This window comes from Francisella philomiragia subsp. philomiragia ATCC 25015, assembly GCF_000156715.1.
Classification (GTDB): domain Bacteria; phylum Pseudomonadota; class Gammaproteobacteria; order Francisellales; family Francisellaceae; genus Francisella; species Francisella philomiragia.
The window spans coordinates 286,905-309,494 of record NZ_DS999316.1 but is presented as its reverse complement, the minus strand read 5'-3'; the positions used below and the strand labels follow the sequence as shown (position 1 = coordinate 309,494).

Below are 22,590 nucleotides of genomic sequence, written 5' to 3'. Positions count from 1 at the left end.
AAATATTTAAAACAAATGAAGAAATTATTTATAGTTACTGACAGATTTTTTGATTTCTTGCTTAGCAAAAGCAGCATTATCCCAACCATCAACTTTTACCCACTTACCTGAATCTAGATCTTTATAATGAGTAAAGAAATGTTCGATTCTTTGTTTTAACGTTACCGGTAAGTCGTCAACATCATTAATGTGATCATATTCTTTAGTTAGCTTAGAGCTTGGTACTGCAATAATTTTTGCATCAACACCACCGTCATCTTCCATTTTGAAAACACCAACAGCTCTACAGTTAATCACACAACCTACTGCCAATGGATATGGAGCTAAAACTAATACATCAATAGGGTCTCCATCATCATAAAGAGTATTTGGAACAAAACCATAGTTACATGGATATCTCATTGTAGATGACATAAATCTATCAACTACAATCATATTACTATCTTTGTCAAATTCATATTTTATCGGATCACTATCTTGAGGTATTTCAATTACAACATTGAAATCATTAGGAACATCTTTTCCACAAGGTATATTTTTTAGCATAACAATTTCTCCTATATTTTTGCTAAAGCATAAACGCTTGATACACTACAAAACAGTCTATCATAAAAACCTTTGTATTTATAACCTATAAATATTAAAATGTTGTGAGATATTATTTACAAATTACACTTTAATAAGATTTTAAAGAGGAAAATTATGAAATTTAAAAAAATAGCTTTGTTGACGGCTAGTTTAGTGGCCACTACTGCTTTTGCAGCTCCAAATATTTCATCCAGTTCAGACCCATATTTTAATGGCGGTAATGGACTAGCACAAAAAGACATAATAGTTAGACCAGTCAATATTGAATTAGACGCACCAGCATGGGTAGCTATGAATTATCGTACTGGAGATATTGTTAGTCAAAAAAATATGGATGTTAGAAGACCTCCAGCAAGCTTAACTAAAATCATGACATCATATATTGTTGCCAGTGAAATCAAAGCAGGAAATCTTAGTTGGGATACCATGGTACCAATAAGTGAGAAAGCTGCCTCTACTGGTGGATCTAAAATGTATGTAAAAGCAGGCGCTAAAGTTTCTGTCAAAAACTTAGTTACAGGTATGGATGTAGTCTCTGGTAACGACGCTACTATTGCTCTTGCTGAGTATATTGGTGGAACAGCCGAAGCATTTACAGATTTAATGAACCAAACAGCTAAAGCAATTGGCATGAACAATACTCATTTTGCCAACCCAGATGGATTACCTGGTGGTGAGCAATATACAACTGCTCATGATATGGCACTTTTAGCTAGATCTTACATATATAACTTCCCAGATGCATATAAAATATATGATGATAGAGGTTTGGTATGGAATGCTACACAACAAGAGTCTGTAAGCATTGCAGACCGTAAACAATGCTTACCAAAATTTGATCGTTCTAGTGGCAATGTATTAGAAAGCTTCTCTGCTAAAGGATTGGATTCTCAAGCTCAGGATAAGTGTTCTAAATTATTTCCTAAAGGTGACAATTTTGTCCTTCAAAATAATAGAAACAGACTTCTATTTACTTTTGATGGTGCTGATGGAATGAAAACTGGTCATACGGACGCGGCTGGTTACTGTCTAGTTTCTTCTGCGAAACAAGATGGTGAAAGATTCATTTCTGTAGTTCTTGGTACTAGCAGTTCAGCTAAGAGAGACTCAGAATCATCTAAACTGCTAAGATATGCTATAAGTAAATATGAAAATGTTCTGCTATACAAGGCTAACTCACCTGTTACGATAAGTGCAGATAATATTCCTAATGCTAAAGCCGGACAAAAAATAACAGTCGCTTCAACTCAAAACATATACCAAACAGTGCCTAAAACATATATACCATTCTTAAAACAAGGTATAGTCTTCACTCCAGGTATAAAAGCTCCAATTAAAAAAGGACAAACTGTAGGCGAACTTGTAATAACTCTTGGTGATACTAAAGAAAAAATAGCAAGTGTTCCGGTAGTATCTATGAATGATATATCACAAAGAGGTTGGTGGTAATTTTATAACCAAAATAGAGGATTTATGATGTCTGAAGAAAATAATAATAATCAACCAGAAACTTTTTTTGAATTTCCTTGCCAGTTTCCAATTAAAATAATGGCAAACCCTCAAAAAGAAACTGTAGAAGCTATTCTTAAAGTTTTTGAAAAATATGTACCTAAACATAGTGAAATTGATTTTAATACTAAAGAAAGTAAAACTGGAAAATATATATCTATAACAGCAATATTTACAGCTGATAGTAAAGAGCAATTAGATAATATTTATAAAGAAATATCAAGTCATCCAGAAGTTCATATGGTTCTATAAGAAACTCATATTTATGAAAGAAAATATCATAATAAAGAATTTAAGTTTACAACCATATTCAAAAGTTTTTAAAGATATGGTTGATTTTACAAATAAGCGTAGTGATATTACTAAAGATGAGATTTGGCTTGTTGAGCATCCTAGTGTCTTTACACAAGGTAAGCATGGCAAGCCCGAACACATTCTAAACACACATAACATTCCAATTGTTGAAACTGATCGTGGTGGACAAGTTACTTATCATGGTCCTGGTCAGGCTGTAATATATTTTTTGCTAGACATAAAAAGAAATAAACTTGGCGCAAAGAAATTGGTTGATATAGTTGAGCAAGCTTGTACAAATATACTTCAGAAGCATTATAATCTCAATTCTCATACTATTGAAAATGCTCATGGCATATATATAAATAACAAAAAAATAGCTTCTCTTGGCTTAAGAATAAAGCAAGGTAAAAGCTACCACGGCATTGCTATAAATACTAAAATGGATCTTACGCCATTTAGTTATATAAATCCATGTGGTTATACAAATTTACAAATGTGTCAATTATCTGATTTTTCTGACAAAGTAAATGTCGAGACAGTACAAAAGCAATATGTCGATGAGTTTATAGAGTTAATCAAACTATAAACGACTTATAAGAGAAGTTTTTCTAACTGTAACTCTTATGCAAGTTTGACTTTACATTTTCGAGGAATCTTTTTGACTGAACTTTATCACCAAATATATCGTATTTAATAGTTAATGCTGATGAATTCTCAGCTATCCTAGCTACACTAATATTGAATGTACCTTTAAATCTCTTTGAATTTACACTACCATCAATCTCTGATGCTTGATTAGTTATAATGTTTTTAGTTATGGTTACACCTGGCATTTTTGCTAAAGTATCTAGAACAGCCTTATTAACTTCTACAACTGAGTAATCAAGATTCTCTGAATATGATGCCGCCTGATCAACACCATACACTCCAGCACCAATCAGTAGACAACTATTAAGAGCTAAAGTACTAAATATCAGTATAAAAATAGACACTATTTTTTTCATTTTAAACACTTAATAAATAAAATTTGGCAATAATATATCATACTAAATGATAAAAAGCTATTTTGAAAAATAAGTTTTAGTACTAGGCAATAAAGATTATAAAAATGTCTTCAAAAATGCTGATCTAGATGGATGCTTAAGCTTTCTAAGAGCTTTTGCTTCAATCTGTCTAATACGTTCCCTAGTAACATTAAACTGCTTACCAACTTCTTCTAAAGTATGATCTGTGTTCATACCAATACCAAAGCGCATCATCAGTACCTTTGCTTCTCTCTCAGTTAAACCAGTATCAATAAGCTCCTTAATTGCTTCTCTTAGATTTTCTAAATTTGCAGCCTCTATCGGAGAATAATTATTTTTATCCTCAATAAAATCACCAACTGTAGAATCTTCATCATCACCAATTGGGCTTTCCATAGAAATTGGAGTATGAGATATATTAAGAATTTTCTTAAGCTTATCCTTAGTCATATTAGGAGTATACTCAATAATCTCTTCTTCCGTAGCCTCACGACCTTTTTCTTGAAGAATTTGACGTTTAATTCTATTAACCTTATTTATAGTTTCTATCATATGTACTGGTACACGAATCGTTCTTGCTTGATCCGCGATTGATCGAGTAATAGCCTGACGAATCCACCAAGTTGCGTAAGTTGAAAACTTAAAACCTTTACGATAATCAAATTTATCTACGGCTTTCATCAATCCGATATTACCTTCTTGGATAATATCTAAGAAATGTAATCCTCTATTAGTATATTTTTTAGCCTCAGAAACAACTAGTCTCAAATTTGCTTCAATCATTTCCTTTTTAGCTTGAGTAATTTTTGCTTCACTCTTAGAAATTTCAACATTAACTTTCTTAAGCTCTTCAATTTTCATCATCATCAAATTCTGAAATTGATTAATTTGCTTTGTCAAGTTATGAATTTCTTTGACAGTATTATCTGTAAATTTATATTTTTTAGTCAAAGATGGTAGCCACTCAATAGAGCCTATTTCATACACTTTTATAAACTCTTGGCGAGGAGTCTTTGACCTTTCCACACATAATCTAAGAATTTTTCGCTCAAACTCCTTAACCCTTGCATAAGGAAGCCTAATATAGTCAACTAATTTCTGTAAGTGAGATGTAGATAACCTCAAACACTCAAATTCTTTAACTATTTTACTATAAAGTTTCTTATTTGGCTTTTCTTGATATTCTTCAAACATTTTCTCAAGATTTACAAAAAACTCATATGCTCTTTGAGTATCAATCTTTTCATCATGATCATCTTCTGCAACTTTTTCTTCAGTTACTTGCTCATCGCTAAATCCAGCCATAATTTCATTAAAGCGGATATACTTAGCAACAGGCTCATCTTCGATATCTTGAGAAGCCATATAGTCAACAGCCTTCTCTTCTAACTCACGAAAACGTTCAATATAAGTCTTAACAACTATTGGATAACTCAAAATAGTGCTAAAAACCTCAGTAGTGCCTTCTTCAATTCTAATAGCAATATCAGTCTCGCCTTTTTTATCTAAAAGGTCGACTATTCCCATTTCACGCATATACATACGAATGGGATCAGATGTTTTACCCTTTAAATCATCTAAGTTAGCTTCACTTACTTTTCTTTCATCATCATCTTCGTCTAATTCAGGAGTTCTATCATATACATCAATACCTGCATCTATAAGGATAGCTTCAATTTCCTCATATTTTTTTGGATCTTCTGATACATCTCCTGGCAACGCATCTAAAATATCTGCTCTGGTCAAATAGCCTCTTTCTTTACCATCAACCATAAGATCTTTCAGATCAGAAAGTAAATCTTCTCTTGTCATCTACTCATACTCCAATAGATTTTTTTATATTTTATTACTTAATTTTGCTACTAAATACTTACGTTCCATCTCTTGAACATCTGTTCTAAAAGGTAAAGACCCTAAATAATTAAGCTGTTCTTTTACACTATTAGCTTCAATTCTCTTCAAATCTTTTAAGATCTGCTCACAATATTGCTCGCCATCAGATTTTTTTCTAGCTTTACTGATGCCTTGACTTAATAACTCAAAAAAATACTCTCTATAGTCAGGATAGTCCTCTGCCAACAGCTGTATCAATATTACAGCTTCTATTTCATTAGATGAGTCTTCTTTGAGAATTTTCAAGCTTTTAACAAGAATATCAAGATTTTTTGAAGTAGCAAATATTTCAAAGTCATTTTCTTTTAATAACATACGAAAATCAGCAATATTGACAAAAATTTCAGCCAATATTACTTCCTCAAGCAACATACTTTTTGAGAGTCTTTTTTGTCTATATTTATAATTATCAATATCTAAATTAACTATATTAGACTTCTGCTTTCCTAATTTTAGTAATTTTTTTATTTGATTAGTATTAATATTTATCTTCTCAGCAACTGTTGAAATTAGACTCTCTGTATAAATGTTTTCATCAATATCTATCAAAAATTCTTTTAAGTTTTCAACTATTTCTGATTTGCATTCAGCTTTAGAAACATCTTTATTATTTATGATATAGTTTATTATGAAGTCTAAGACAGACTGAGACTTCTTTAATGAATTATTGAAATTGTCTAATCCATATTCTTTAATATAATCATCTGGATCTTTACCATGTTCTAAGGTAAGTATCCTAAGCTTTTTATTTCCATCTAAAATAGGAAGAATTATTTTAATAGTTCTAACAACTGCTTTTTGACCAGCACTATCTCCATCGAAACATAAAACAATAGAGTTACTTTCACGAAATAATATTTTTGCATGATTTTGAGAGAACGCTGTTCCTAATGTAGCCACAGCAGAATAGAAGCCATATTTTGCTAAGCCAATAACATCCATATAGCCTTCTACAACAATAAGACTTTGATTTGCCAAGTCAGGATATTGTTTTTTCTTTTCTCTATATTCATAAAGCCCGTATAAAATATTATTTTTCTGAAAAACTATTGTCTCAGGAGAGTTTATATATTTAACACCATCTGAATCATCTATTACTCTGCCTCCATAGCCAATTACATTACCTTGAATATTTCTAATTGGGAACATTATTCTATTACGAAAGCGATCATAAACATTCCCTTTATCATTTTTTATTGCAAGTCCTGTATCAATTAATATATCTTCTGATACATTTACGGATTTAGCTAATTGAGTAACATTATTCCAACCTTCTGAGGAGTATCCAATGCCAAAAACTTTAGCTAAATCACTATCAATTCCTCTTTTTTTAAGGTAGCTAACAGCCTTTTCCTTTGAATCAGAGTTACCAAGATTCCAACGATAATATTTTTGGGCAATTGCTAAAAAGCCAATACACTTGTTAAATAGCTGTTCTTTATGTAAATCTTCCTGAGAATAATTTTCATACTCAACTGGTTTGCCTACAATTTCAGCAAGAGTTTTAACAGCCTCAACGAAATCTAAATTATTAATTTTCTTTACAAAGGTTAAGGCATCACCAGACTCATGACAACCAAAGCAATGAAAGAACCTCTTTTGTGAATTAACAAAGAATGATGGTGTTTTCTCATTATGAAACGGGCAACAAGCTTTATAATTTTTTCCAGATTTAGTTAAATTAACATATCTAGACACGACATCAGCAATATCAGCATTTGCAACAAGCTCTTTTATAAAGTTATTAGAAATCTTTTTTGCCATACTGATTAAATCTAGAACTTAAGCTAAGTTTGATTTTACTATAGCACTAACTTTACTCATATCTGTTCTACCAGCAAGCTCTTTCTTTACACTTGCCATTATCTTGCCCATCTCTTTCATAGATGTAGCTCCCACAGATTCTATTGCTTTTTGAACTATAGTTACAACTTCTTCATCACTTAGTTGTTTAGGCATATATTTAGTTAAGATCTCAATTTCTTTTTTCTCGCCTTCCGCAAGCTCAGCTCTATCGGCTTGCATATATTGAGTGAAAGAATCTTGTCTTTGCTTAATCATTTTTGTTATTACGGCTATAGCAACTTCATCTGTTATCTCAATCTTCTCATCAATTTGCTTTTGCTTAATAGCAGACATAGCCATACGAATAGTAGTTAATCTATTTTTATCTTTATTTTTCATTGACTCTTTCATATCAAGAGTCAATTGATCAAAAATCTGTGACATTTTAAAAAAGAATTCCTAGTGAAAGGGAGAGTTAAACTCTCAACGGTGAATTAAATGATTTACTACCTTCTAGCGATTATATTGCTTTTATAAGCTCTTTTAACCGCGGCAGCTTTCTTTCTTTTACGTGCCCAAGTTGGCTTTTCAAAGTACTCTCTACGACGTAGTTCAGATACTATTCCAGCCTTCTCACAAGATCTTTTGAATCTTCTAAGAGCGACATCAAAAGGTTCTCTTTCTTTAATTCTAACGCTTGGCATACCCTCTCACCTCACTTAAATGCCAGTTTAATAAACCCAACAAACCAGAACTTTATAAGTCCTGTAACAAAATTTATAGGCTACAATTTTATCACATAACATTATAAATGCAAGATGCCTTACAACAAATGACTTAGACATAAAACCTTACCTACTATTGCATCGTATCCTACTATATTTATATTTTATAAAATGCTATTATTCCAAGTTAAGAATTTTAGAAACTTACAACACAGGTTTATCGCTTTGAGAAAAGGAAATAAGCTCCTAGTAGCTCTATCTATATTTATAATTAGTTTAAATGCTTCTTACGCATCTACCCGAAGTGAAATTCAATCTCTAGTAAAAAAATATAACTTAACTGATGCCAAAATTGCTATAGCTACTCAAAGAACTATGACAGGCAATGATTTATATTCTTATGCTCAAAATAGGTCTATGAAACCCGCAAGTAATAATAAGGTATTCACTATTGTCTCTGGATTACTCTCTATTCCTGATGATTTTAGATTTACTACTACAATTTTATATCCATCCAATAGAGTAAATAATCATATTCTGCATGGAGATATGTATATTAAATTTACTGGTAATCCAGCACTTACGGGTGGACAATTAAGCTCACTAATCAAAAAAATTAAAACAGAAAAGGGAATATCCAAAATAACCGGAGATGTGTATCTTGTTGGAGTATTCTCAGGTCCTTATACTCCAGAAGGTTGGTCAAAAGAAGATAGTACATTATGTTATGGTGCTCCAGCTTCTAGTTTTACATTAAATAGAAATTGCACAGTTATAAAATTGGTTAAAAACCCTAATAGCATGACAACCAGAGTTGTTGAATTAAGTAATGCTAGCAATATTGGTATAAAAAATTCAGCAATATACACTAGTGCCTCAAAAGCAACCATAATATCAATGAATGATAATAATGTCTTATATATCAGTGGCTACTTATCAAGGACTGCTGAAAAAATGTTTAAACTTGCAATTAAGAATCCTGCTCTTAAAACAGTCGATACAGTTAACGACTTCTTAAGTTCAAATGGGATAAAACATGGCAATGTAATTATTACTAATAACATCCCAGCTGGTTATGATACACAACTAGTCACAAAATCAGCAACTATAGGTCATTTTTTTGATCAAACACTTAAGCATTCTGATAATTTGTATGCAGAGACTATACTAAATACAATTGGCTTAAAAGAAAAAGGAATTGGCTCAACTAAAGCAGGTACAGAAGCTGTCCAAAGTATATTATATAAAAAATTAGGCTTAGATACCTCTGCTTTGACTATGTATGATGGATCTGGACTATCACATCTTGATAGAGTTACGCCAGAATTTATGGTGGATTTTTTGACCAAAACTTACAATAGTGAAATCGGTAAACAATTCTATAACTACCTTCCAGCATCTGGAATAAGTGGTACAATATCATACAGAATGGGTGGTAAATTACTAGGTAGAGTTCATGCAAAAACAGGTACTTTAGCAGGAGTATCAACACTATCTGGATATGTCTTAACAGCAAAGAACCATCGTATATCATTTTCTATTATGCTCAATGATCTTAAACACTCTGATCGCTATAACGCTAGAAGATTCCAAGATAAAGTTGTGGATGTTTTTTATAGGAATTTATAATGAAAAAAATACTAAAATTAATCTCTATTATGGTAGCCGTAATTCTTTTAGGCTCATGTTCAACTGAACCACCCAAAAATATTAATAATGCATGTAGCATAATTCATCAATACCCAGACTGGTATTATGACATGATGGATTCTTATGATCGCTGGGGAATACCTTTGAATGTCCAAATGGCTTTTGTGCGCCAAGAATCATCTTTTAGGGCTGATGCACAACCTTCAATGCAGTATTACTTTGGATTCATCCCTAAAGGTAGAGCATCTAGCGCATACGGTTATGCACAAGCTCTAGATGGAACATGGGAACATTATAAGAAAGAAACTAAGCAGTCTTTTGTTTCAAGATCTGACTATGCTGATGCCGTAGACTTTATTGGCTGGTATTTGAATAACGTTCATAACAAAACTGGTATAAGCAAAACAAATACTTATGATCTATATCTTGCCTATCATGAAGGTATTGGTGGATATAAAAGAGGTAGTCACAGAAATAACTCATTTTTAAAAAACTATGCTCGTAAAACTGCAGATGTTGCCCAAAAATATGCAGTACAACTACAAAACTGTGAAGTACCACGTAAACCCTTACTTTCATATATTTTCTAAAGGTAAGTTATGGAATCAAATATATTTAAACATATCGTAAATATTCGTTTTGCTGACACTGATAAATATGGACATGTAAATAATTGTACCTACTTTAACTACTTTGAAGAAGCCCGAACAACTTGGGCATATGAAAACACTGAATTAATGAGTTGGGCTACACAAAACTCAATTCAGCTAGTAATCACAGAACAAACTTGTAAATATATACTTCCCCTACTACACCCTAATAAAATAGAGGTAACACAATATATATCAAAAATAGGAGCAGTAAGTCTTGAATTTGAATATGAAATACGTCTAGTAGGTGATGAACAAATTATTACAAAAGCAAATGCAAAACTTGCCTGCTATAATTCAAAAACACATAGATTACAAAAAATTCCTAGTGAACTAAAAAAAATGATTTTAGAAAAAAATGACAGAAATAAATAAACAATCTCTAAAAAAATTAGAAAAACAAATTCTAAGAAAAACCGCTCAAGCTATAAATCAATACAACATGATTGAGGATGGCGATAAAATAATGGTTTGCCTATCTGGAGGTAAGGACTCGTATTGTCTACTTGAGATGCTACTTCTTCTTCAACAAAAGGCCCCTATAAAATTTGATATTGTAGCTGTAAATCTAGATCAAAAACAGCCCGGTTTTCCTGAAGAAGTTTTACCTAATTATCTTAAAACTAAAAATATAGAGTTTCATATTATTGAAAGAGACACTTACAGTGTTGTCAAAAGAGTGATACCTGATGGCAAAACAACATGTGGATTATGCTCGAGAATGAGACGTGGTATTCTATATGATTTTGCTGAGCAAAATAATATTACTAAAGTTGCTTTAGGGCACCATCGTGATGATATTATAGAGACATTTTTTTTAAATCTCTTTTATAACGGTTCTATTAAGTCGATGCCAGCAAAGCTCTTAAGCGATGATAAACGTAATATTGTAATTCGTCCTCTTGCTTTTGTGAGTGAAAAAGAAACATTAGAGTACTCTAAATTAAAAAACTTCCCGATAATACCTTGTAATCTATGTGGCTCTCAAGATAATTTGCAAAGAGTATTCATAAAAGATATGCTTAACAGATGGGAAAATAATAATCCTGAAAGAAAAAATGTTATATTCAAAGCTCTATCAAATATTTCTCCATCTCAAATGTTAGATAAAGAGCTTTTTGATTTTTTTAATATCACAAAAGATGATATTCGAAGATAAATAAGGAGATAAGATGAAACTAAAAAAAATAGTTGCAATAATGTCGTGTACTGTCCTAGGAGTAGCAATAGGTTCATGTTCTACCAAAGAAACAACTAATGAGACCAAGCCTCAAGCTACATCAACCAATACTCAAAACGTAGTAGCTCAAACGCAACCAAACGATATAACAAAAAGTAGTTTAAAAATGAATGCTGATGCTAGTTATGTAGTAGGTTATCAAGTTGGATCTGGTATTGCTAGACAAGATTTTGGATTGTATGACAAACAAACAATTGCAGGTTTTGCTGATGCTATCAATAGTGATAAACCTAGAATTTCTGAAAGTCAAATTAGAAGAAATATGGAAACTCTAAAAGATAGGATGATTAAAAAGCAGCTAGATATAGCTAAACTAAATAAAGTCAAATCAGATGAGTTCATGTCACAAATTGCTAAAATTGATAATGCTGTCAAAGTAAATGATGGTGTTTACTATCAAATGATTAAACAAGGCGATGGTAAAAAACCTTCTGCAGATAGCACAGTAACTATTGCTTATAAAGGAACAACTCCTGTAATAGCATATGAAGATGATAAATCTAAGCTTAACGATGTAAAAGAAGCTAAACTTATTGGACCAAGTTTTGATTCGAGTGAGAGTGCTACTTTCCCTCTTAGAAATCTAATAGAATGTTGGAAGGATGCTATTCCTAAAATACCTAATGGCTCTACATTTGTATTATACTGTGCGCCAAATAAGGCATATGGAACTAGAGCTCCTGCAACAATAGGGCCTAATCAGGCATTAGCTTTTGAAATTACGCTTAAGGATTTTAAGTAATATTAATATTCTGTAAATTATTAACTTTTTCTTTTTACTGCTAGATCACATAGTAAGATCATAGCTTGTTTATACTCTGATTCTGGCAAGAAACTTATTGATTCTTTTGCTTTATCAGCATATTGACATGCAACTTGATAAGAGTATTCAACTGCTCCACTACTTTTGACGATATTAATAATTTCGCTTATATCATACTGTCCTTTTTCAATGGCATCTTTTATTTTCTTTTGTTCAGCACTTGAAGTATTTGCTAGGGCATAAATTGTTGGTAGGGTCATTTTTCCCTCATCAAGATCATCACCAATATTTTTACCAAGGCTTTCTGCATCAGAAACATAATCTAATACATCATCAGCTATCTGAAATGCATTTCCTAAGTAAACACCATAGTTTTTAATACTATTTTGAAGTTTACTATAGCTTTGCTTGTCAAGACTAATTACTCCTGCTAACTCACATGCAGCTTCAAATAGTTTAGCAGTTTTACAATATATTACATTAGTGTAATCTTCTTCTGACAATTCAATATTTCTAGCGTTTAATAGTTGAAGTACTTCTCCTTCAGATATTTTATTAGTAGCATCTGCTAATATTTGCATAATTTTCATATTATCTAGACCCACCATCATTTGAAAAGCCCTAGAATATAAAAAATCTCCAGTTAGTACACTTGCAGCATTACCAAAAACATTATTAGCTGTCTCTTTGCCACGACGTAAGTGTGAGTCATCAACCACATCATCATGTAGTAGAGTTGCTGTATGAATAAACTCTATAATTGCAGCACATGCTAGATGATCATTACCAGTATAATTTAATGCTCTAGAAAATAGCATTACTAACAAAGGTCTAAGTCTTTTGCCACCACTATTTATGATATAGTGACTAATTTGATTAATAAGAACCACTTCTGATGAAAGTGAATTAATTATAAACTGATTATTATTTTCAATATCTTGTTTAATCAAGTTCTGAATATCTTTTAAGCTTTGCATTTATTTATAATTTTTAAGACTTTTGGTTAGTTAGATTTAAGAATAAAGTAGCAGAATATATTTATCAACTATATTTACTTGATATTATCTAATTGTCTTCATCTTTTGAAACCCTAAAGTGTTTTAATATCTCTTTATCTTCTGAGGTTAAAGACTGATCTTTACTATTAGCGCCATCATTAAAACCTTTAATAAACTCTTCACCATTTAATTTATTTATAGCAATCATTTTTTTAAGTTTTGTTTTATATTGAGTTGCAATAATCATTCCAACTTCATAGGAATCTTTATCTGAAATTTTATTTATATCAGGTTTATGATCTAAAATAGTATCATCAAAGCCAGAGATGAAGTCTTTTTTAATAATTTCTTGATTCATAGCACTAAAGCTTTTATGTGAAGCTTTACCTAGTGCATCACCAATTGAATAAGCTGTATATGTTTTTGAGGTATTATCCACTGCAAATACCTGAGAACTAGCACCTAAAGCTAAGATACACACTAGATATCTAATAATTTTTTTCATGTTTAAACTTTTTTCTAAAAAATACTAATCACTAATTCTAACATAAAAAATATGCTAGCCTATAATTCTAGTTCATAGAAGTTTTTAATATTTGCTTTGATATCACTCCTTTATAATAAAAATATTGAATAATTTGTATAGATACTAAAACAAGTAAACAACTAGATACTATTACAGATACAATAGGCCATCCTAAAAATATGGCGCTATTTATATCACACATAAGACTAAGCACTGAAAGCCCTAAGTAGAAGATACTAAATCCCTCAGCTTGTTTTTGGCGAAAATTCTTATATATCTGAGGTATCCAATATACATTGTATATAACACCACTAATTGACCCACTCCATAATAAAGTCTGTTCGTTTAGAGTTATGAATTTAGATATATATATTACAATTAATAAAAATATCAAAATGAAAATAGTATGTATAACTATATTCTTCTGTCTTCTATCATTAAGAATTTGAAATTGTTGAATAGTTAAAAAACTTAAAAGAATAATATCAACCAAAATATATTGCCACTGCATATTAAATCCTACTGCGTATATAAGATCTAGAGAGTTAGCAAAAATCATTAAAGAATGAGTCCAGAGACTAATTTCAAACGTTTTATGTTTAAACTGATTATGAATAGTTTGTGGTAGAAAATGAATAAAATATATTACTAATGATATGTTTAAAGTTATGTAGCCTAAATATTCCATGATTAATCTCCTATTATTTCAAAAATAAATAATAAGAGTTTGAGTGATATTTCTTATATAAAAAAATAATCAAACAAACTCCCTACGCTAATACTAATTAGATCAGGTACAAAGGGTTATTTTCTCAGCTATTCTTTTTTATAAAGATAGCACCCCTGTTGTCTTCAAGGCATTAATATAGCATAGTCAAGGTTAGTTTGATATATCTAATCGGCAGATTAAGGCATCATTTAGACTACCATCAGTTTTTTTATAATAATTTTTACGCTGTGATACTTTAATAAAATTGAGTTTATTATATAGAGATATAGCTTTGGTATTATTTATATCAACCTCTAAAAATAATTCTTTAACTTCTTTCTTGGCAAGATGATTAATTGAGTATTTCAAAAGCTTAGATGCAACTCCTCTACTTTGCATAGCAGTATCAACACATATATACAAAAGTTCTGCTGTTTCAAATATATAGTTAAAAATAGTAATAGCAACAAGCTCACTATCAATCATTAAACCTAAAACGGTGTCATTAATTAATGAATCTTCGATTTGTTTATCTGACCAGCTAAAATCTTTATCAGTAGCTCTTACTAGCTGAATGGTTTTTGTTAGAAATGTAATATCAAGCTCTAAAATCTGCATACTTGTATAAGTTTGATAATATTGTTTTTTTATTTTGGATATCTAATAACTTATAATCGTTACTTATAAAATCATTTTCAGCAAGATTAATTCCTTCTAAACTATGGAAAGAATTAATATTGTTCGTTTTATATATACATACATTAGATTTAAAAAATAAATTAGTAACAATTTGCTTTAAAAAGCTAATATCTAATTTATCAGTTAACAGAATATTTATAACCTTAGGACTATCTACTTCATTTGAGTAGATAACCTCCAAGCTATTTTCTAAAGGTTTTGTGTCTTCTAATTTTTCAGTTATTATTTGTGTTTCAATCTGCTGTGTAAACCTATACTCTGGCTTTAACTCCCAGACATCAATACCAAAAATATCTTCTAGCTGACGTACAAAATCCATTATTTTTTCTCTAATCTTTCAACTAATTTTTTAGGGAAGCTATACTCTTTTAATTTAACAGACTTTCTTAGTCTATTAACTTCAGAAGGATTAAGCTCCAATGTTTTTCCTCGAGAAACAAATTTAGGCAAAATAATATCACCGAATCTAATTCTTGTCAGCCTACTAACCGTAACACCAACCGCTTCAAACATTCTTCTGACTTCTCTATTACGTCCTTCAGACAAAGTTACATAATACCAAAGATTTGCACCCTCACCGCCAGAGAATTTTATATTATTAAATTTCGCCATACCATCTTCTAATTGTATGCCCTCTTTAAGTTTATTTAAAGTTTCATCTGATAACTCTTGACCATAAACGCGTACAGCGTATTCTCTTTCAATTTCATAGGATGGGTGCATCAGTCGATTTGCTAAATCTCCATCTGTTGTGAAAAGTAACAATCCTGTAGTATTTATATCCAATCGTCCAATCATTATCCAGCGTGATTTTGCTAGCTTAGGCAATGAATCAAAGACAGTTTTTCTATCTTTCTCATCTTTACTAGTGCAGACTTCCCCTTCTCTTTTATGATAAATAATAACTCTTGGTCTAGTCATAGGTTGACCATAAGAGTGTAGAGCCTTTCCATCAAAGCTAATTTTATCTTTGTCTGTCGCTTTATCGCCAAGAGTTGCGACTTTACCATTAACTCGCACTCTTCCTTGTTCAATAAACTCTTCAATTTTTCTACGTGAGCCAATGCCATATTTTGCTAATAGCTTTTGTAGTCTTTCTGGAGTATTTTCAATATTTTGATTAATTCTACGCATTTTTATCGATATCCTTTTGATCTGCTGCTGAGAAGAATTTATCTATATCTTCATCATTATAGTTATTAGAAGATAAAACTAATCTTACAGCTGCAGCTTCATTTTTATTGTTAGCGTACTCTGCTAACTTTAACCTCATGTCTAAAACAAGTTTGTTATTAAAGAACTGAGGATCATTCTTCATGCTGTAAATGACTTTATAGCATTCTTTATATTCACCTCTTTCAAAATACATCTGTGCTAATCTTAATTTAGCAGCTTTATAGTCTAATCTAAATTTGTCAGCTCGTTGCATATATGCTAAAGCGTCATCTTTCTTGCCTTGTTTATACATACATTGAGAATATAAGAATAGTGTTTGAGCCATATCATTATTATTTGGCATAAATAAAGCTTTCTCAAAGAGTTCTTGTGCACGACTATAATCTTCCTTTTCTGTACACAAAAATTGTGCATAAAAGTTCATTGCTTCATAGTTCTTTGGATGATTATCAAGAGCTTTTTGATAATATTTTTCGGCAATAGAGTTTGCTCCGATGCTTTGATAATAATATCCTCCAGCATAATCTACAATAGCTAATTTCTGATTATGCTCATTTGCTAGCTCTTGTGCTTTTATAAGCTTAGTTTTTGCCCTTTCAAGATACCCTTCTATTGAATAAATTATAGCTAATTCAGAATTAATTTTAGTTGCCTCTTCATAATTAGCCTGAGGAAAAGAACCACCTGTAACTGAATATTCCGCTCGTTCTACATTCTGATTTTTTACTTCATTTTGATTTTGTGAGGTAGGATTTTTGTTATTCACGTTATTAGAGGCCATACATGAAGCTAGCATTCCTGATAATATAGTTGTAGCTAAAATCTTTTTAAAATTAGACTGCATTTTTATCACCAAGCTTCTTTAAATATCTTTCTTTTCTTTTTGTTTTATCCATGACATCGCCAGCTAACTGTCCACAAGCAGCATCAATATCATCTCCCCTAGTTTTTCTTACTGTAGTAACAAAACCATTGTGTTGTAAAAACTCTTTAAATCTATGAATACGATTGTTGCTAGGTTTTTTATATGGTGTACCTGGATATGGATTAAAAGGTATCAAATTAATTTTAGCTGGTACTTCACGAGATCTTAATAACTCAACTAATTGTTCAGCATCTGATAAATTATCATTTACCTCTTCCATTAATGTATATTCGAATGTTATGTGTTTATGCGGGCCTTTTTCAGCATAAAGTTTGCACGCTTCAAGAAGCTCATCTATATTATATTTTTTATTAATAGGTACGATTTCATTACGTAAAGAGTCTGTAGGTGCATGTAATGATACAGCCAAAGAAACTCCAGATTGTTCAAGTAGATCATATATTCTTGGAACAACACCAGATGTACTAAGAGTAACTTTGCGGCGTGATAGTCCGTAAGCTAAATCATCCATCATAATATCCATTGCAGGAACTACATTTTCAAAATTCATCAATGGTTCGCCCATCCCCATCATAACTATATTTGTCACGCTAAAGTCATGCTCACCATTATTTTTTGATAGTGTTCTAGCTGCTATCCAAAGCTGTGAAATAACTTCAGCTGATGAAAGATTTCTATTAAATCCTTGTTTACCAGTAGAGCAAAAACTGCAATTTAAAGTACAGCCAACTTGTGATGATACACAAAGAGTACCTCTTCCTTCTTCAGGTATAAAGACTGTCTCTACTGCACTTCCACCAACATCAATAAGCCACTTGTGAGTACCATCTTTTGATGCTTTATTAAATACAACCTTAGGAATGACTATTTCAGCATTTTCTCTTAATTTATTACGTAAATTCTTTCCAAGATCAGTCATGCTATCAAAGTCAATAACACCCTTTTTATGAATCCACTTAAAAACTTGTCTTGCATGAAACTTCTTCTCACCTATCGAAATAAAAAAGTCTTCTATAGCTTTTTGATTTAATCCAAGTAAGTTTATTTTATCTTGTTGCATTGAACTTCTCTTTTGTATATAAAATTATTCGTTATACCCTATATCACCAGGTAAAATATTATCATTTTCGCGTGTCAAATTAGCAAAACTTGCAAATTGGCCATCAAAGCGCACATGTACAGTACCTATAGGGCCATTACGCTGTTTACCAATAATTATTTCACCTAGGTTTTTATTATCTTCTTTATCTTTATTATAAACTTCATCACGATAAATAAACATAATCAAGTCAGCGTCCTGTTCTATCGCTCCTGACTCCCTAAGATCTGACATCATCGGGCGTTTATCCTTACGGTCATCAACAGCCCTATTAAGCTGAGAAAGTGCTATAACTGGTATATCAAGCTCTTTAGCTAAAGCTTTGAGTGACCTTGATATCTCAGATACTTCAAGTGTTCTATTAGTTTCATACCCTGGTATTTTCATCAATTGAAGATAATCTATCAATATCATAGAAAGACCACCATGCTCATTATACAATCTCCTTGCTCTTGAACGCATCTCAGCAGGTGTAAGGCTTGATGTATCATCAATATATAAAGGCATCTCGCTTAAGGACTTCATAGCACTTGTAATCTTAACCCAATGAGCATCATTTAAACGATTACACTCCTTCAACAAACTCATCTCCACACGCGCTTGAGAAGCCAACATTCTTGTTACTATATCTTCAGATGGCATTTCTAAACTAAAAACTAATACTGGCTTATCTGCAAATTTTGCAACATTTTGAGCTATGTTAATACCTAGTACAGTCTTACCCATTGAAGGTCGAGCAGCAATAATACCCATGTTAGCTCTTTGTAAGCCTGATGTCATTTTATCAAGATCAATAAACCCAGTAGATATGCCAGTCAACCCGCTTCCAGAATCTACAATAGCACTCATTCGATCAACTAGTTTAGGTATGACAGATTTAATTGATTCAGGTCCTTTTACTAAAGTCTCTCTCTCTTTAGCTACATCAAGTATTCTACTTTCAGCATAGTCAATAACTTCATCAGGATTTTTTGAGTCTGAAGAGTATATTTTTTGAACTATGTCATTAACACTAGCCTGTAGACTTCTTAGCTTAGCTTTGTCCTTAACTATATTTGCATAGGTCTTAATATTTGAAACTGCTGGTGTATTTGTTGCCAAGTCAATAATATATGACTCGCCTCCAGCCTCAGATAATAGACCTTCGGTAGCTAAATATTCGCTTAAGATTAAAACATCAAACGGAGTGTTTGATTGATTCAAAACAGTAATTTGTTTGTAGATAATTTTATGCCTTTTATCAAAAAAATCATCAATCAAAAGAAAATCTTCAACTAGCTCTATATTATCATTATTTAGAAGAATATTTCCTAATATTGCTTTCTCAGCATCAACTGAATAGGTAGTTTCAGCAACCTTAAATTGATAATCCATTGACATCAAGACCCTTATATACAAAAAAACCATGTCTAACACATGGTTTTTACATTAAATATAGATATTGTGTTAGTTTATATATTATAAAACTACGCTTCAGAAGCTACAACATTTACTTTGATATCAGCATCTACATCAGTATAAACATGAATAGTAAGTTCAAACTCACCAATAGATCTAATCACACCTTCTGGCATACGAACTTGACTCTTCTCAATCTCTTTTCCAGATGCTTGCGATACAGCTTCAGCAACTTCAGCAGTACCAACAGAACCAAATAACTTACCACCTTCACCAGCTTGAGCTGCGATTGTATAAACCTTGTCTTTGATAGCTTCAGCAGTAGCAACAGCTGCATCAAATCTTGCTTTTTCAGCTTTTTCTAATTCAGCTTTTTGTGCTTCAAAAGTTTCAATATTAGCTTTAGTAGCTTGAACAGCCTTACCAAATGGGATAAGGAAGTTTCTAGCATAACCTGGCTTAACATTTACGATATCACCTAATACACCAAGGTTTTCAACTTTCTCTTTTAAAATAACTTGCATTGTAATCAACCTCCGGTATTAGTTAAAATGACGATCACAGTAAGGTAATAATGCTAAGAATCTAGCTCTTTTGATAGCTGTTGCAAGCTGTCTTTGATACTTAGCTGATGTACCAGTCACACGACTAGGTACGATTTTACCTGTTTCAGTAATATAAGCTTTTAACTTATTTACATCTTTATAATCAATTTCTTTTACACCATCAACAGTGAAACGGCAAACTTTACGACGACTCATCTTAAAATCCCTCTATTAAATTACTTCTTTTTCATTAGTTTCCATCATAATTGATGGCTCTGTAACAGCTTCTTTCTTAGAAATTACTAAACGACGTAAAACTGCATCGTTGTACTTTAAGTTTTCCTGAAGCTTCTCTAGAGACTCAACATCACATTCAATATTGAATAACACATAATGTGCTTTATGAAGTTTCTCGATAGGATAAGCTAATTGACGACGTCCCCAATCTTCAAATCTATGGATTTTTCCGCCTTTCTCTTCAATGATTCCACGATATTTGCTAAGCATTGCATCTAGCTGCTCAGATTGATCTGGATGAATCATTAACACGATTTCATAATGTTTCATTTTGTAAACTCCTTCCGGTTTATCATTGTTAGTTTTTTACTGATAAGCTATACAAAATTATCTTATTATCTTGCATAGCAAAGAGCAAGTCATTATTTTACTACTTTAGCCAACTAATAACAATAGCAATTTGTAGATTATTACATTCTTACATCGCACTTTTCACAAAGTTTCTAAAAAGTAATTCTAAAAAGTTTTAATTATTATATTAAGTCATTTGAATTAGGTTTAACTTTATTAGATAATGCTAATATAATAAGCTGATTAAGGAACTCAGATATGAATAACGATAGCTCAATACTACCTTTAATTGGAGATATTTTTCCAAATCTTGGCAGTATACAAACAACTCATGGCATTATGAATATCCCTGAAGATTTGAAAGGACAATGGTTCATACTATTTAGTCACCCAGCAGATTTTACACCTATATGTACTACGGAGTTTGTTGCTTTTCAAAAAAGATTCAGTGATTTTGAGCAACTAAACTGTAAATTAGTTGGTATGTCGATAGATCAGGTTTTTTCACATATAAAGTGGACTCAATGGATACATCAAAATTTAGACATTAAGATACAATTTCCAATTATCGCAGCAAACGATTCTCTTGCTATGAAACTAGGTATGTTACACCCTGGAAAAGGAACTAATACAGTAAGAGCTGTATTCATAGTTGACCCACAATCTAAATTAAGATTAATTATGTACTATCCTCAAGAAGTAGACAGAAATATGGATGAAATTGTTAGAGGTGTCAAGGCTTTACAATTATAAACAAGGTGCAGTTCCAGCTGGCTGGCCTAACAATGAGCTGATTGGAGATAGAGTTATAATACCTCCTGCCAATAATGAAAAAACTGCTCAAGAAAGACTCGAAAGTTCGGATTGTTATGACTGGTGGTTCTGTCATAAGCCACTAGAAAAATAAAAAAGATAATATATCTTATCCGTTTAAATATATACCACTCTCTCTAATTATTATCTTTTTCTTCTTCAATAAGGTTCCGATAGCTCTTTTGAAAGCGGCTTTGCTAATTCCAAACTCACGCACTATATCATCAGGGTTAGATTTATCGTTAAAAGGAGCAGAACCATTATGCTCAATCAGGTATTTTTCTACTAACTCTGCATTTTTATCTAGATCTTTATGCACTAGCTGTAAAGACAAATCTATACGACCATCATCACGGATGTTTTTAATATATCCTTTGGTAGATTGTCCAAAACTCAATCTTCTAAACACTTCTGAAGAATATAATATACCCCAATAACTATTATTAATAATCGCTTTATAACCTATATTTGTTGAGTTGGCAATTACAAGATCTACTTCTTGATTTGGTTTTAATTCATCGCCAGCATAATCTGTAATAAATTTATTAACTTTTGATGATGCTGTAATACGGCCACTAACTTTATCAAGATACAAATAAACAATATATGACTTACCGACTTCTAAAGGTCGATGCTGTTCTGCTAATGGTACAAAAAGATCTTTTTCTAATCCCCAGTCTAAAAAAGCGCCAATTTTTGTAATACTTTTGACTTGCAAATAAGCAATTTGACCAACTGTTGGGACTTTTTTTGTAGTTGCTACAAGCTCAGACTTAGAGTTATGATATAAAAAAACCTCTATACTATCATCAACACTAACTGTATCGCTAAGCTCCGAACTAGCAATACTTGCTGTACCAAGCTCTAAAGCATCTAAAACAAATCTATCTCGTGCTTTTTCAAGAATTTTTAACTTAGAATATTTTCCTATTGAAATCAAAATGCATACCTTTAATTTAAAACAATTCCAATATTATCATAGATCTTAGTATTTAATAACTGTTTACTAAATACAGTTATATGATTAA

29 protein-coding genes and 1 riboswitch are annotated in these 22,590 nt (G+C 31.5%); of the genes, 10 read left to right on the top strand and 19 right to left on the bottom strand.

Going from position 1 to position 22,590, the window contains the following annotated elements; all coding sequences use genetic code 11:
• Positions 1 to 24 precede the first annotated feature (24 nt).
• On the bottom strand, positions 25 to 546 hold the full coding sequence (ppa, locus tag FTPG_RS06905; RefSeq protein WP_004287716.1) for an inorganic diphosphatase: 522 nt from the start codon (positions 544 to 546) through the stop codon (positions 25 to 27).
• A 156-nt stretch (positions 547 to 702) separates the two neighbouring features.
• Between ppa and FTPG_RS06900 the strand changes: the two genes are divergently transcribed.
• From FTPG_RS06900 to lipB, 3 genes are read left to right on the top strand one after another with little or no spacing between them, the layout of a single operon-like run.
• Positions 703 to 2,037, top strand: a complete 1,335-nt coding sequence (locus tag FTPG_RS06900) for a D-alanyl-D-alanine carboxypeptidase family protein (protein WP_004287715.1) — start codon at positions 703 to 705, stop codon at positions 2,035 to 2,037.
• Between the two features lie 27 nt (positions 2,038 to 2,064).
• Positions 2,065 to 2,349 (top strand): HP0495 family protein, encoded by a 285-nt coding sequence (locus tag FTPG_RS06895; RefSeq protein WP_004287714.1) that lies wholly within the window; start codon positions 2,065 to 2,067, stop codon positions 2,347 to 2,349.
• Positions 2,350 to 2,362: 13 nt separating this feature from the next.
• Complete coding sequence (gene lipB / locus FTPG_RS06890) at positions 2,363 to 2,980, top strand: lipoyl(octanoyl) transferase LipB (protein WP_004287713.1); 618 nt, start codon at positions 2,363 to 2,365, stop codon at positions 2,978 to 2,980.
• Positions 2,981 to 3,002: 22 nt separating this feature from the next.
• Here the strand turns inward: lipB and FTPG_RS06885 are convergent, their stop codons facing one another.
• The 5 genes from FTPG_RS06885 to rpsU form a co-directional block, all read right to left on the bottom strand.
• Positions 3,003 to 3,398: a DUF3568 family protein gene (locus FTPG_RS06885; protein ID WP_035722569.1), complete on the bottom strand. Its 396-nt coding sequence runs from the start codon at positions 3,396 to 3,398 to the stop codon at positions 3,003 to 3,005.
• 96 nt (positions 3,399 to 3,494) lie between these two features.
• Positions 3,495 to 5,231, bottom strand: a complete 1,737-nt coding sequence (rpoD, locus tag FTPG_RS06880) for an RNA polymerase sigma factor RpoD (protein ID WP_004287711.1) — start codon at positions 5,229 to 5,231, stop codon at positions 3,495 to 3,497.
• A 24-nt stretch (positions 5,232 to 5,255) separates the two neighbouring features.
• Positions 5,256 to 7,076 carry a DNA primase gene (gene dnaG / locus FTPG_RS06875; protein ID WP_004287710.1) on the bottom strand — a complete coding sequence of 607 codons (1,821 nt, stop codon included), beginning with the start codon at positions 7,074 to 7,076 and terminating at the stop codon, positions 5,256 to 5,258.
• Between the two features lie 18 nt (positions 7,077 to 7,094).
• Positions 7,095 to 7,541, bottom strand: coding sequence for a GatB/YqeY domain-containing protein (locus tag FTPG_RS06870; protein ID WP_004287709.1), 447 nt, complete (start codon positions 7,539 to 7,541; stop codon positions 7,095 to 7,097).
• 62 nt (positions 7,542 to 7,603) lie between these two features.
• Positions 7,604 to 7,801, bottom strand: coding sequence for a 30S ribosomal protein S21 (gene rpsU, locus FTPG_RS06865; protein WP_004287708.1), 198 nt, complete (start codon positions 7,799 to 7,801; stop codon positions 7,604 to 7,606).
• A gap of 192 nt (positions 7,802 to 7,993) precedes the next feature.
• Between rpsU and dacB the strand changes: the two genes are divergently transcribed.
• The 5 genes from dacB to FTPG_RS06840 are packed head-to-tail and all read left to right on the top strand — an operon-like array spanning position 7,994 to position 12,104.
• Entirely contained in the window at positions 7,994 to 9,451 is a 1,458-nt protein-coding gene (dacB, locus tag FTPG_RS06860) for a D-alanyl-D-alanine carboxypeptidase/D-alanyl-D-alanine endopeptidase (RefSeq protein ID WP_234367131.1), read from the top strand.
• On the top strand, positions 9,451 to 10,062 hold the full coding sequence (locus tag FTPG_RS06855) for a transglycosylase SLT domain-containing protein (RefSeq protein WP_004287706.1): 612 nt from the start codon (positions 9,451 to 9,453) through the stop codon (positions 10,060 to 10,062). The genes dacB and FTPG_RS06855 overlap by 1 nt, the downstream gene beginning before the upstream one ends.
• Before the next feature lie 9 nt (positions 10,063 to 10,071).
• On the top strand, positions 10,072 to 10,497 hold the full coding sequence (locus FTPG_RS06850; protein ID WP_004287705.1) for an acyl-CoA thioesterase: 426 nt from the start codon (positions 10,072 to 10,074) through the stop codon (positions 10,495 to 10,497).
• On the top strand, positions 10,481 to 11,281 hold the full coding sequence (gene ttcA / locus FTPG_RS06845) for a tRNA 2-thiocytidine(32) synthetase TtcA (protein WP_004287704.1): 801 nt from the start codon (positions 10,481 to 10,483) through the stop codon (positions 11,279 to 11,281). The genes FTPG_RS06850 and ttcA overlap by 17 nt, the downstream gene beginning before the upstream one ends.
• A 13-nt stretch (positions 11,282 to 11,294) precedes the next feature.
• Complete coding sequence (locus FTPG_RS06840; RefSeq protein WP_004287703.1) at positions 11,295 to 12,104, top strand: FKBP-type peptidyl-prolyl cis-trans isomerase N-terminal domain-containing protein; 810 nt, start codon at positions 11,295 to 11,297, stop codon at positions 12,102 to 12,104.
• Between the two features lie 20 nt (positions 12,105 to 12,124).
• Here FTPG_RS06840 and FTPG_RS06835 read toward each other — a convergent pair whose 3' ends face one another.
• From FTPG_RS06835 to rpsF, 12 genes are all read right to left on the bottom strand, one after another.
• On the bottom strand, positions 12,125 to 13,102 hold the full coding sequence (locus FTPG_RS06835; protein WP_004287702.1) for a polyprenyl synthetase family protein: 978 nt from the start codon (positions 13,100 to 13,102) through the stop codon (positions 12,125 to 12,127).
• Positions 13,103 to 13,190: 88 nt separating this feature from the next.
• Entirely contained in the window at positions 13,191 to 13,628 is a 438-nt protein-coding gene (locus FTPG_RS06830; protein ID WP_004287701.1) for an FKBP-type peptidyl-prolyl cis-trans isomerase N-terminal domain-containing protein, read from the bottom strand.
• A gap of 67 nt (positions 13,629 to 13,695) precedes the next feature.
• A complete protein-coding gene (locus FTPG_RS06825) occupies positions 13,696 to 14,337 on the bottom strand; it encodes a PQ-loop repeat-containing protein (protein ID WP_004287699.1) in 642 nt (213 codons plus the stop codon).
• Between the two features lie 61 nt (positions 14,338 to 14,398).
• Positions 14,399 to 14,504, bottom strand: a riboswitch (TPP riboswitch).
• A 25-nt stretch (positions 14,505 to 14,529) separates the two neighbouring features.
• Positions 14,530 to 14,976 carry a GNAT family N-acetyltransferase gene (locus FTPG_RS06820; RefSeq protein ID WP_004287697.1) on the bottom strand — a complete coding sequence of 149 codons (447 nt, stop codon included), beginning with the start codon at positions 14,974 to 14,976 and terminating at the stop codon, positions 14,530 to 14,532.
• Positions 14,957 to 15,376 carry a hypothetical protein gene (locus FTPG_RS06815; RefSeq protein WP_004287696.1) on the bottom strand — a complete coding sequence of 140 codons (420 nt, stop codon included), beginning with the start codon at positions 15,374 to 15,376 and terminating at the stop codon, positions 14,957 to 14,959. The genes FTPG_RS06820 and FTPG_RS06815 overlap by 20 nt, the downstream gene beginning before the upstream one ends.
• Complete coding sequence (gene rluB, locus FTPG_RS06810) at positions 15,376 to 16,191, bottom strand: 23S rRNA pseudouridine(2605) synthase RluB (protein WP_004287695.1); 816 nt, start codon at positions 16,189 to 16,191, stop codon at positions 15,376 to 15,378. The genes FTPG_RS06815 and rluB overlap by 1 nt, the downstream gene beginning before the upstream one ends.
• Positions 16,184 to 17,077, bottom strand: coding sequence for a CDC27 family protein (locus FTPG_RS06805; protein WP_035722568.1), 894 nt, complete (start codon positions 17,075 to 17,077; stop codon positions 16,184 to 16,186). The genes rluB and FTPG_RS06805 overlap by 8 nt, the downstream gene beginning before the upstream one ends.
• Positions 17,067 to 18,179, bottom strand: a complete 1,113-nt coding sequence (rlmN, locus tag FTPG_RS06800; RefSeq protein ID WP_004287693.1) for a dual-specificity RNA methyltransferase RlmN — start codon at positions 18,177 to 18,179, stop codon at positions 17,067 to 17,069. The genes FTPG_RS06805 and rlmN overlap by 11 nt, the downstream gene beginning before the upstream one ends.
• Before the next feature lie 24 nt (positions 18,180 to 18,203).
• On the bottom strand, positions 18,204 to 19,598 hold the full coding sequence (dnaB, locus tag FTPG_RS06795; RefSeq protein WP_004287692.1) for a replicative DNA helicase: 1,395 nt from the start codon (positions 19,596 to 19,598) through the stop codon (positions 18,204 to 18,206).
• 86 nt (positions 19,599 to 19,684) lie between these two features.
• Positions 19,685 to 20,140, bottom strand: coding sequence for a 50S ribosomal protein L9 (gene rplI / locus FTPG_RS06790; RefSeq protein WP_012280980.1), 456 nt, complete (start codon positions 20,138 to 20,140; stop codon positions 19,685 to 19,687).
• Positions 20,141 to 20,158: 18 nt separating this feature from the next.
• Entirely contained in the window at positions 20,159 to 20,377 is a 219-nt protein-coding gene (gene rpsR / locus FTPG_RS06785; RefSeq protein ID WP_004287690.1) for a 30S ribosomal protein S18, read from the bottom strand.
• 15 nt (positions 20,378 to 20,392) lie between these two features.
• A complete protein-coding gene (rpsF, locus tag FTPG_RS06780; RefSeq protein WP_004287689.1) occupies positions 20,393 to 20,728 on the bottom strand; it encodes a 30S ribosomal protein S6 in 336 nt (111 codons plus the stop codon).
• Between the two features lie 279 nt (positions 20,729 to 21,007).
• Between rpsF and FTPG_RS06775 the strand changes: the two genes are divergently transcribed.
• Together FTPG_RS06775 and FTPG_RS09820 are read left to right on the top strand one after the other, a co-directional pair.
• Positions 21,008 to 21,502: a peroxiredoxin gene (locus tag FTPG_RS06775; RefSeq protein ID WP_004287688.1), complete on the top strand. Its 495-nt coding sequence runs from the start codon at positions 21,008 to 21,010 to the stop codon at positions 21,500 to 21,502.
• Positions 21,480 to 21,656 carry a peroxiredoxin gene (locus FTPG_RS09820; RefSeq protein ID WP_200150473.1) on the top strand — a complete coding sequence of 59 codons (177 nt, stop codon included), beginning with the start codon at positions 21,480 to 21,482 and terminating at the stop codon, positions 21,654 to 21,656. The genes FTPG_RS06775 and FTPG_RS09820 overlap by 23 nt, the downstream gene beginning before the upstream one ends.
• A 15-nt stretch (positions 21,657 to 21,671) precedes the next feature.
• On the opposite strand, the gene FTPG_RS06770 is transcribed toward FTPG_RS09820, so the two are convergent.
• Positions 21,672 to 22,502, bottom strand: coding sequence for a CvfB family protein (locus tag FTPG_RS06770; protein WP_004287687.1), 831 nt, complete (start codon positions 22,500 to 22,502; stop codon positions 21,672 to 21,674).
• Positions 22,503 to 22,590 lie beyond the last annotated feature (88 nt).

What these genes read in the sequence shown, in the direction of transcription:
- ppa (WP_004287716.1), bottom strand. Translation starts at nt 546, where the DNA reads ATGCTAAAAAATATACCTTGTGGAAAAGATGTTCCTAATGATTTCAAT.
- FTPG_RS06900 (WP_004287715.1), top strand. Translation starts at nt 703, where the DNA reads ATGAAATTTAAAAAAATAGCTTTGTTGACGGCTAGTTTAGTGGCCACT.
- FTPG_RS06895 (WP_004287714.1), top strand. Translation starts at nt 2,065, where the DNA reads ATGTCTGAAGAAAATAATAATAATCAACCAGAAACTTTTTTTGAATTT.
- lipB (WP_004287713.1), top strand. Translation starts at nt 2,363, where the DNA reads ATGAAAGAAAATATCATAATAAAGAATTTAAGTTTACAACCATATTCA.
- FTPG_RS06885 (WP_035722569.1), bottom strand. Translation starts at nt 3,398, where the DNA reads ATGAAAAAAATAGTGTCTATTTTTATACTGATATTTAGTACTTTAGCT.
- rpoD (WP_004287711.1), bottom strand. Translation starts at nt 5,231, where the DNA reads ATGACAAGAGAAGATTTACTTTCTGATCTGAAAGATCTTATGGTTGAT.
- dnaG (WP_004287710.1), bottom strand. Translation starts at nt 7,076, where the DNA reads ATGGCAAAAAAGATTTCTAATAACTTTATAAAAGAGCTTGTTGCAAAT.
- FTPG_RS06870 (WP_004287709.1), bottom strand. Translation starts at nt 7,541, where the DNA reads ATGTCACAGATTTTTGATCAATTGACTCTTGATATGAAAGAGTCAATG.
- rpsU (WP_004287708.1), bottom strand. Translation starts at nt 7,801, where the DNA reads ATGCCAAGCGTTAGAATTAAAGAAAGAGAACCTTTTGATGTCGCTCTT.
- dacB (WP_234367131.1), top strand. Translation starts at nt 7,994, where the DNA reads ATGCTATTATTCCAAGTTAAGAATTTTAGAAACTTACAACACAGGTTT.
- FTPG_RS06855 (WP_004287706.1), top strand. Translation starts at nt 9,451, where the DNA reads ATGAAAAAAATACTAAAATTAATCTCTATTATGGTAGCCGTAATTCTT.
- FTPG_RS06850 (WP_004287705.1), top strand. Translation starts at nt 10,072, where the DNA reads ATGGAATCAAATATATTTAAACATATCGTAAATATTCGTTTTGCTGAC.
- ttcA (WP_004287704.1), top strand. Translation starts at nt 10,481, where the DNA reads ATGACAGAAATAAATAAACAATCTCTAAAAAAATTAGAAAAACAAATT.
- FTPG_RS06840 (WP_004287703.1), top strand. Translation starts at nt 11,295, where the DNA reads ATGAAACTAAAAAAAATAGTTGCAATAATGTCGTGTACTGTCCTAGGA.
- FTPG_RS06835 (WP_004287702.1), bottom strand. Translation starts at nt 13,102, where the DNA reads ATGCAAAGCTTAAAAGATATTCAGAACTTGATTAAACAAGATATTGAA.
- FTPG_RS06830 (WP_004287701.1), bottom strand. Translation starts at nt 13,628, where the DNA reads ATGAAAAAAATTATTAGATATCTAGTGTGTATCTTAGCTTTAGGTGCT.
- FTPG_RS06825 (WP_004287699.1), bottom strand. Translation starts at nt 14,337, where the DNA reads ATGGAATATTTAGGCTACATAACTTTAAACATATCATTAGTAATATAT.
- FTPG_RS06820 (WP_004287697.1), bottom strand. Translation starts at nt 14,976, where the DNA reads ATGCAGATTTTAGAGCTTGATATTACATTTCTAACAAAAACCATTCAG.
- FTPG_RS06815 (WP_004287696.1), bottom strand. Translation starts at nt 15,376, where the DNA reads ATGGATTTTGTACGTCAGCTAGAAGATATTTTTGGTATTGATGTCTGG.
- rluB (WP_004287695.1), bottom strand. Translation starts at nt 16,191, where the DNA reads ATGCGTAGAATTAATCAAAATATTGAAAATACTCCAGAAAGACTACAA.
- FTPG_RS06805 (WP_035722568.1), bottom strand. Translation starts at nt 17,077, where the DNA reads ATGCAGTCTAATTTTAAAAAGATTTTAGCTACAACTATATTATCAGGA.
- rlmN (WP_004287693.1), bottom strand. Translation starts at nt 18,179, where the DNA reads ATGCAACAAGATAAAATAAACTTACTTGGATTAAATCAAAAAGCTATA.
- dnaB (WP_004287692.1), bottom strand. Translation starts at nt 19,598, where the DNA reads ATGTCAATGGATTATCAATTTAAGGTTGCTGAAACTACCTATTCAGTT.
- rplI (WP_012280980.1), bottom strand. Translation starts at nt 20,140, where the DNA reads ATGCAAGTTATTTTAAAAGAGAAAGTTGAAAACCTTGGTGTATTAGGT.
- rpsR (WP_004287690.1), bottom strand. Translation starts at nt 20,377, where the DNA reads ATGAGTCGTCGTAAAGTTTGCCGTTTCACTGTTGATGGTGTAAAAGAA.
- rpsF (WP_004287689.1), bottom strand. Translation starts at nt 20,728, where the DNA reads ATGAAACATTATGAAATCGTGTTAATGATTCATCCAGATCAATCTGAG.
- FTPG_RS06775 (WP_004287688.1), top strand. Translation starts at nt 21,008, where the DNA reads ATGAATAACGATAGCTCAATACTACCTTTAATTGGAGATATTTTTCCA.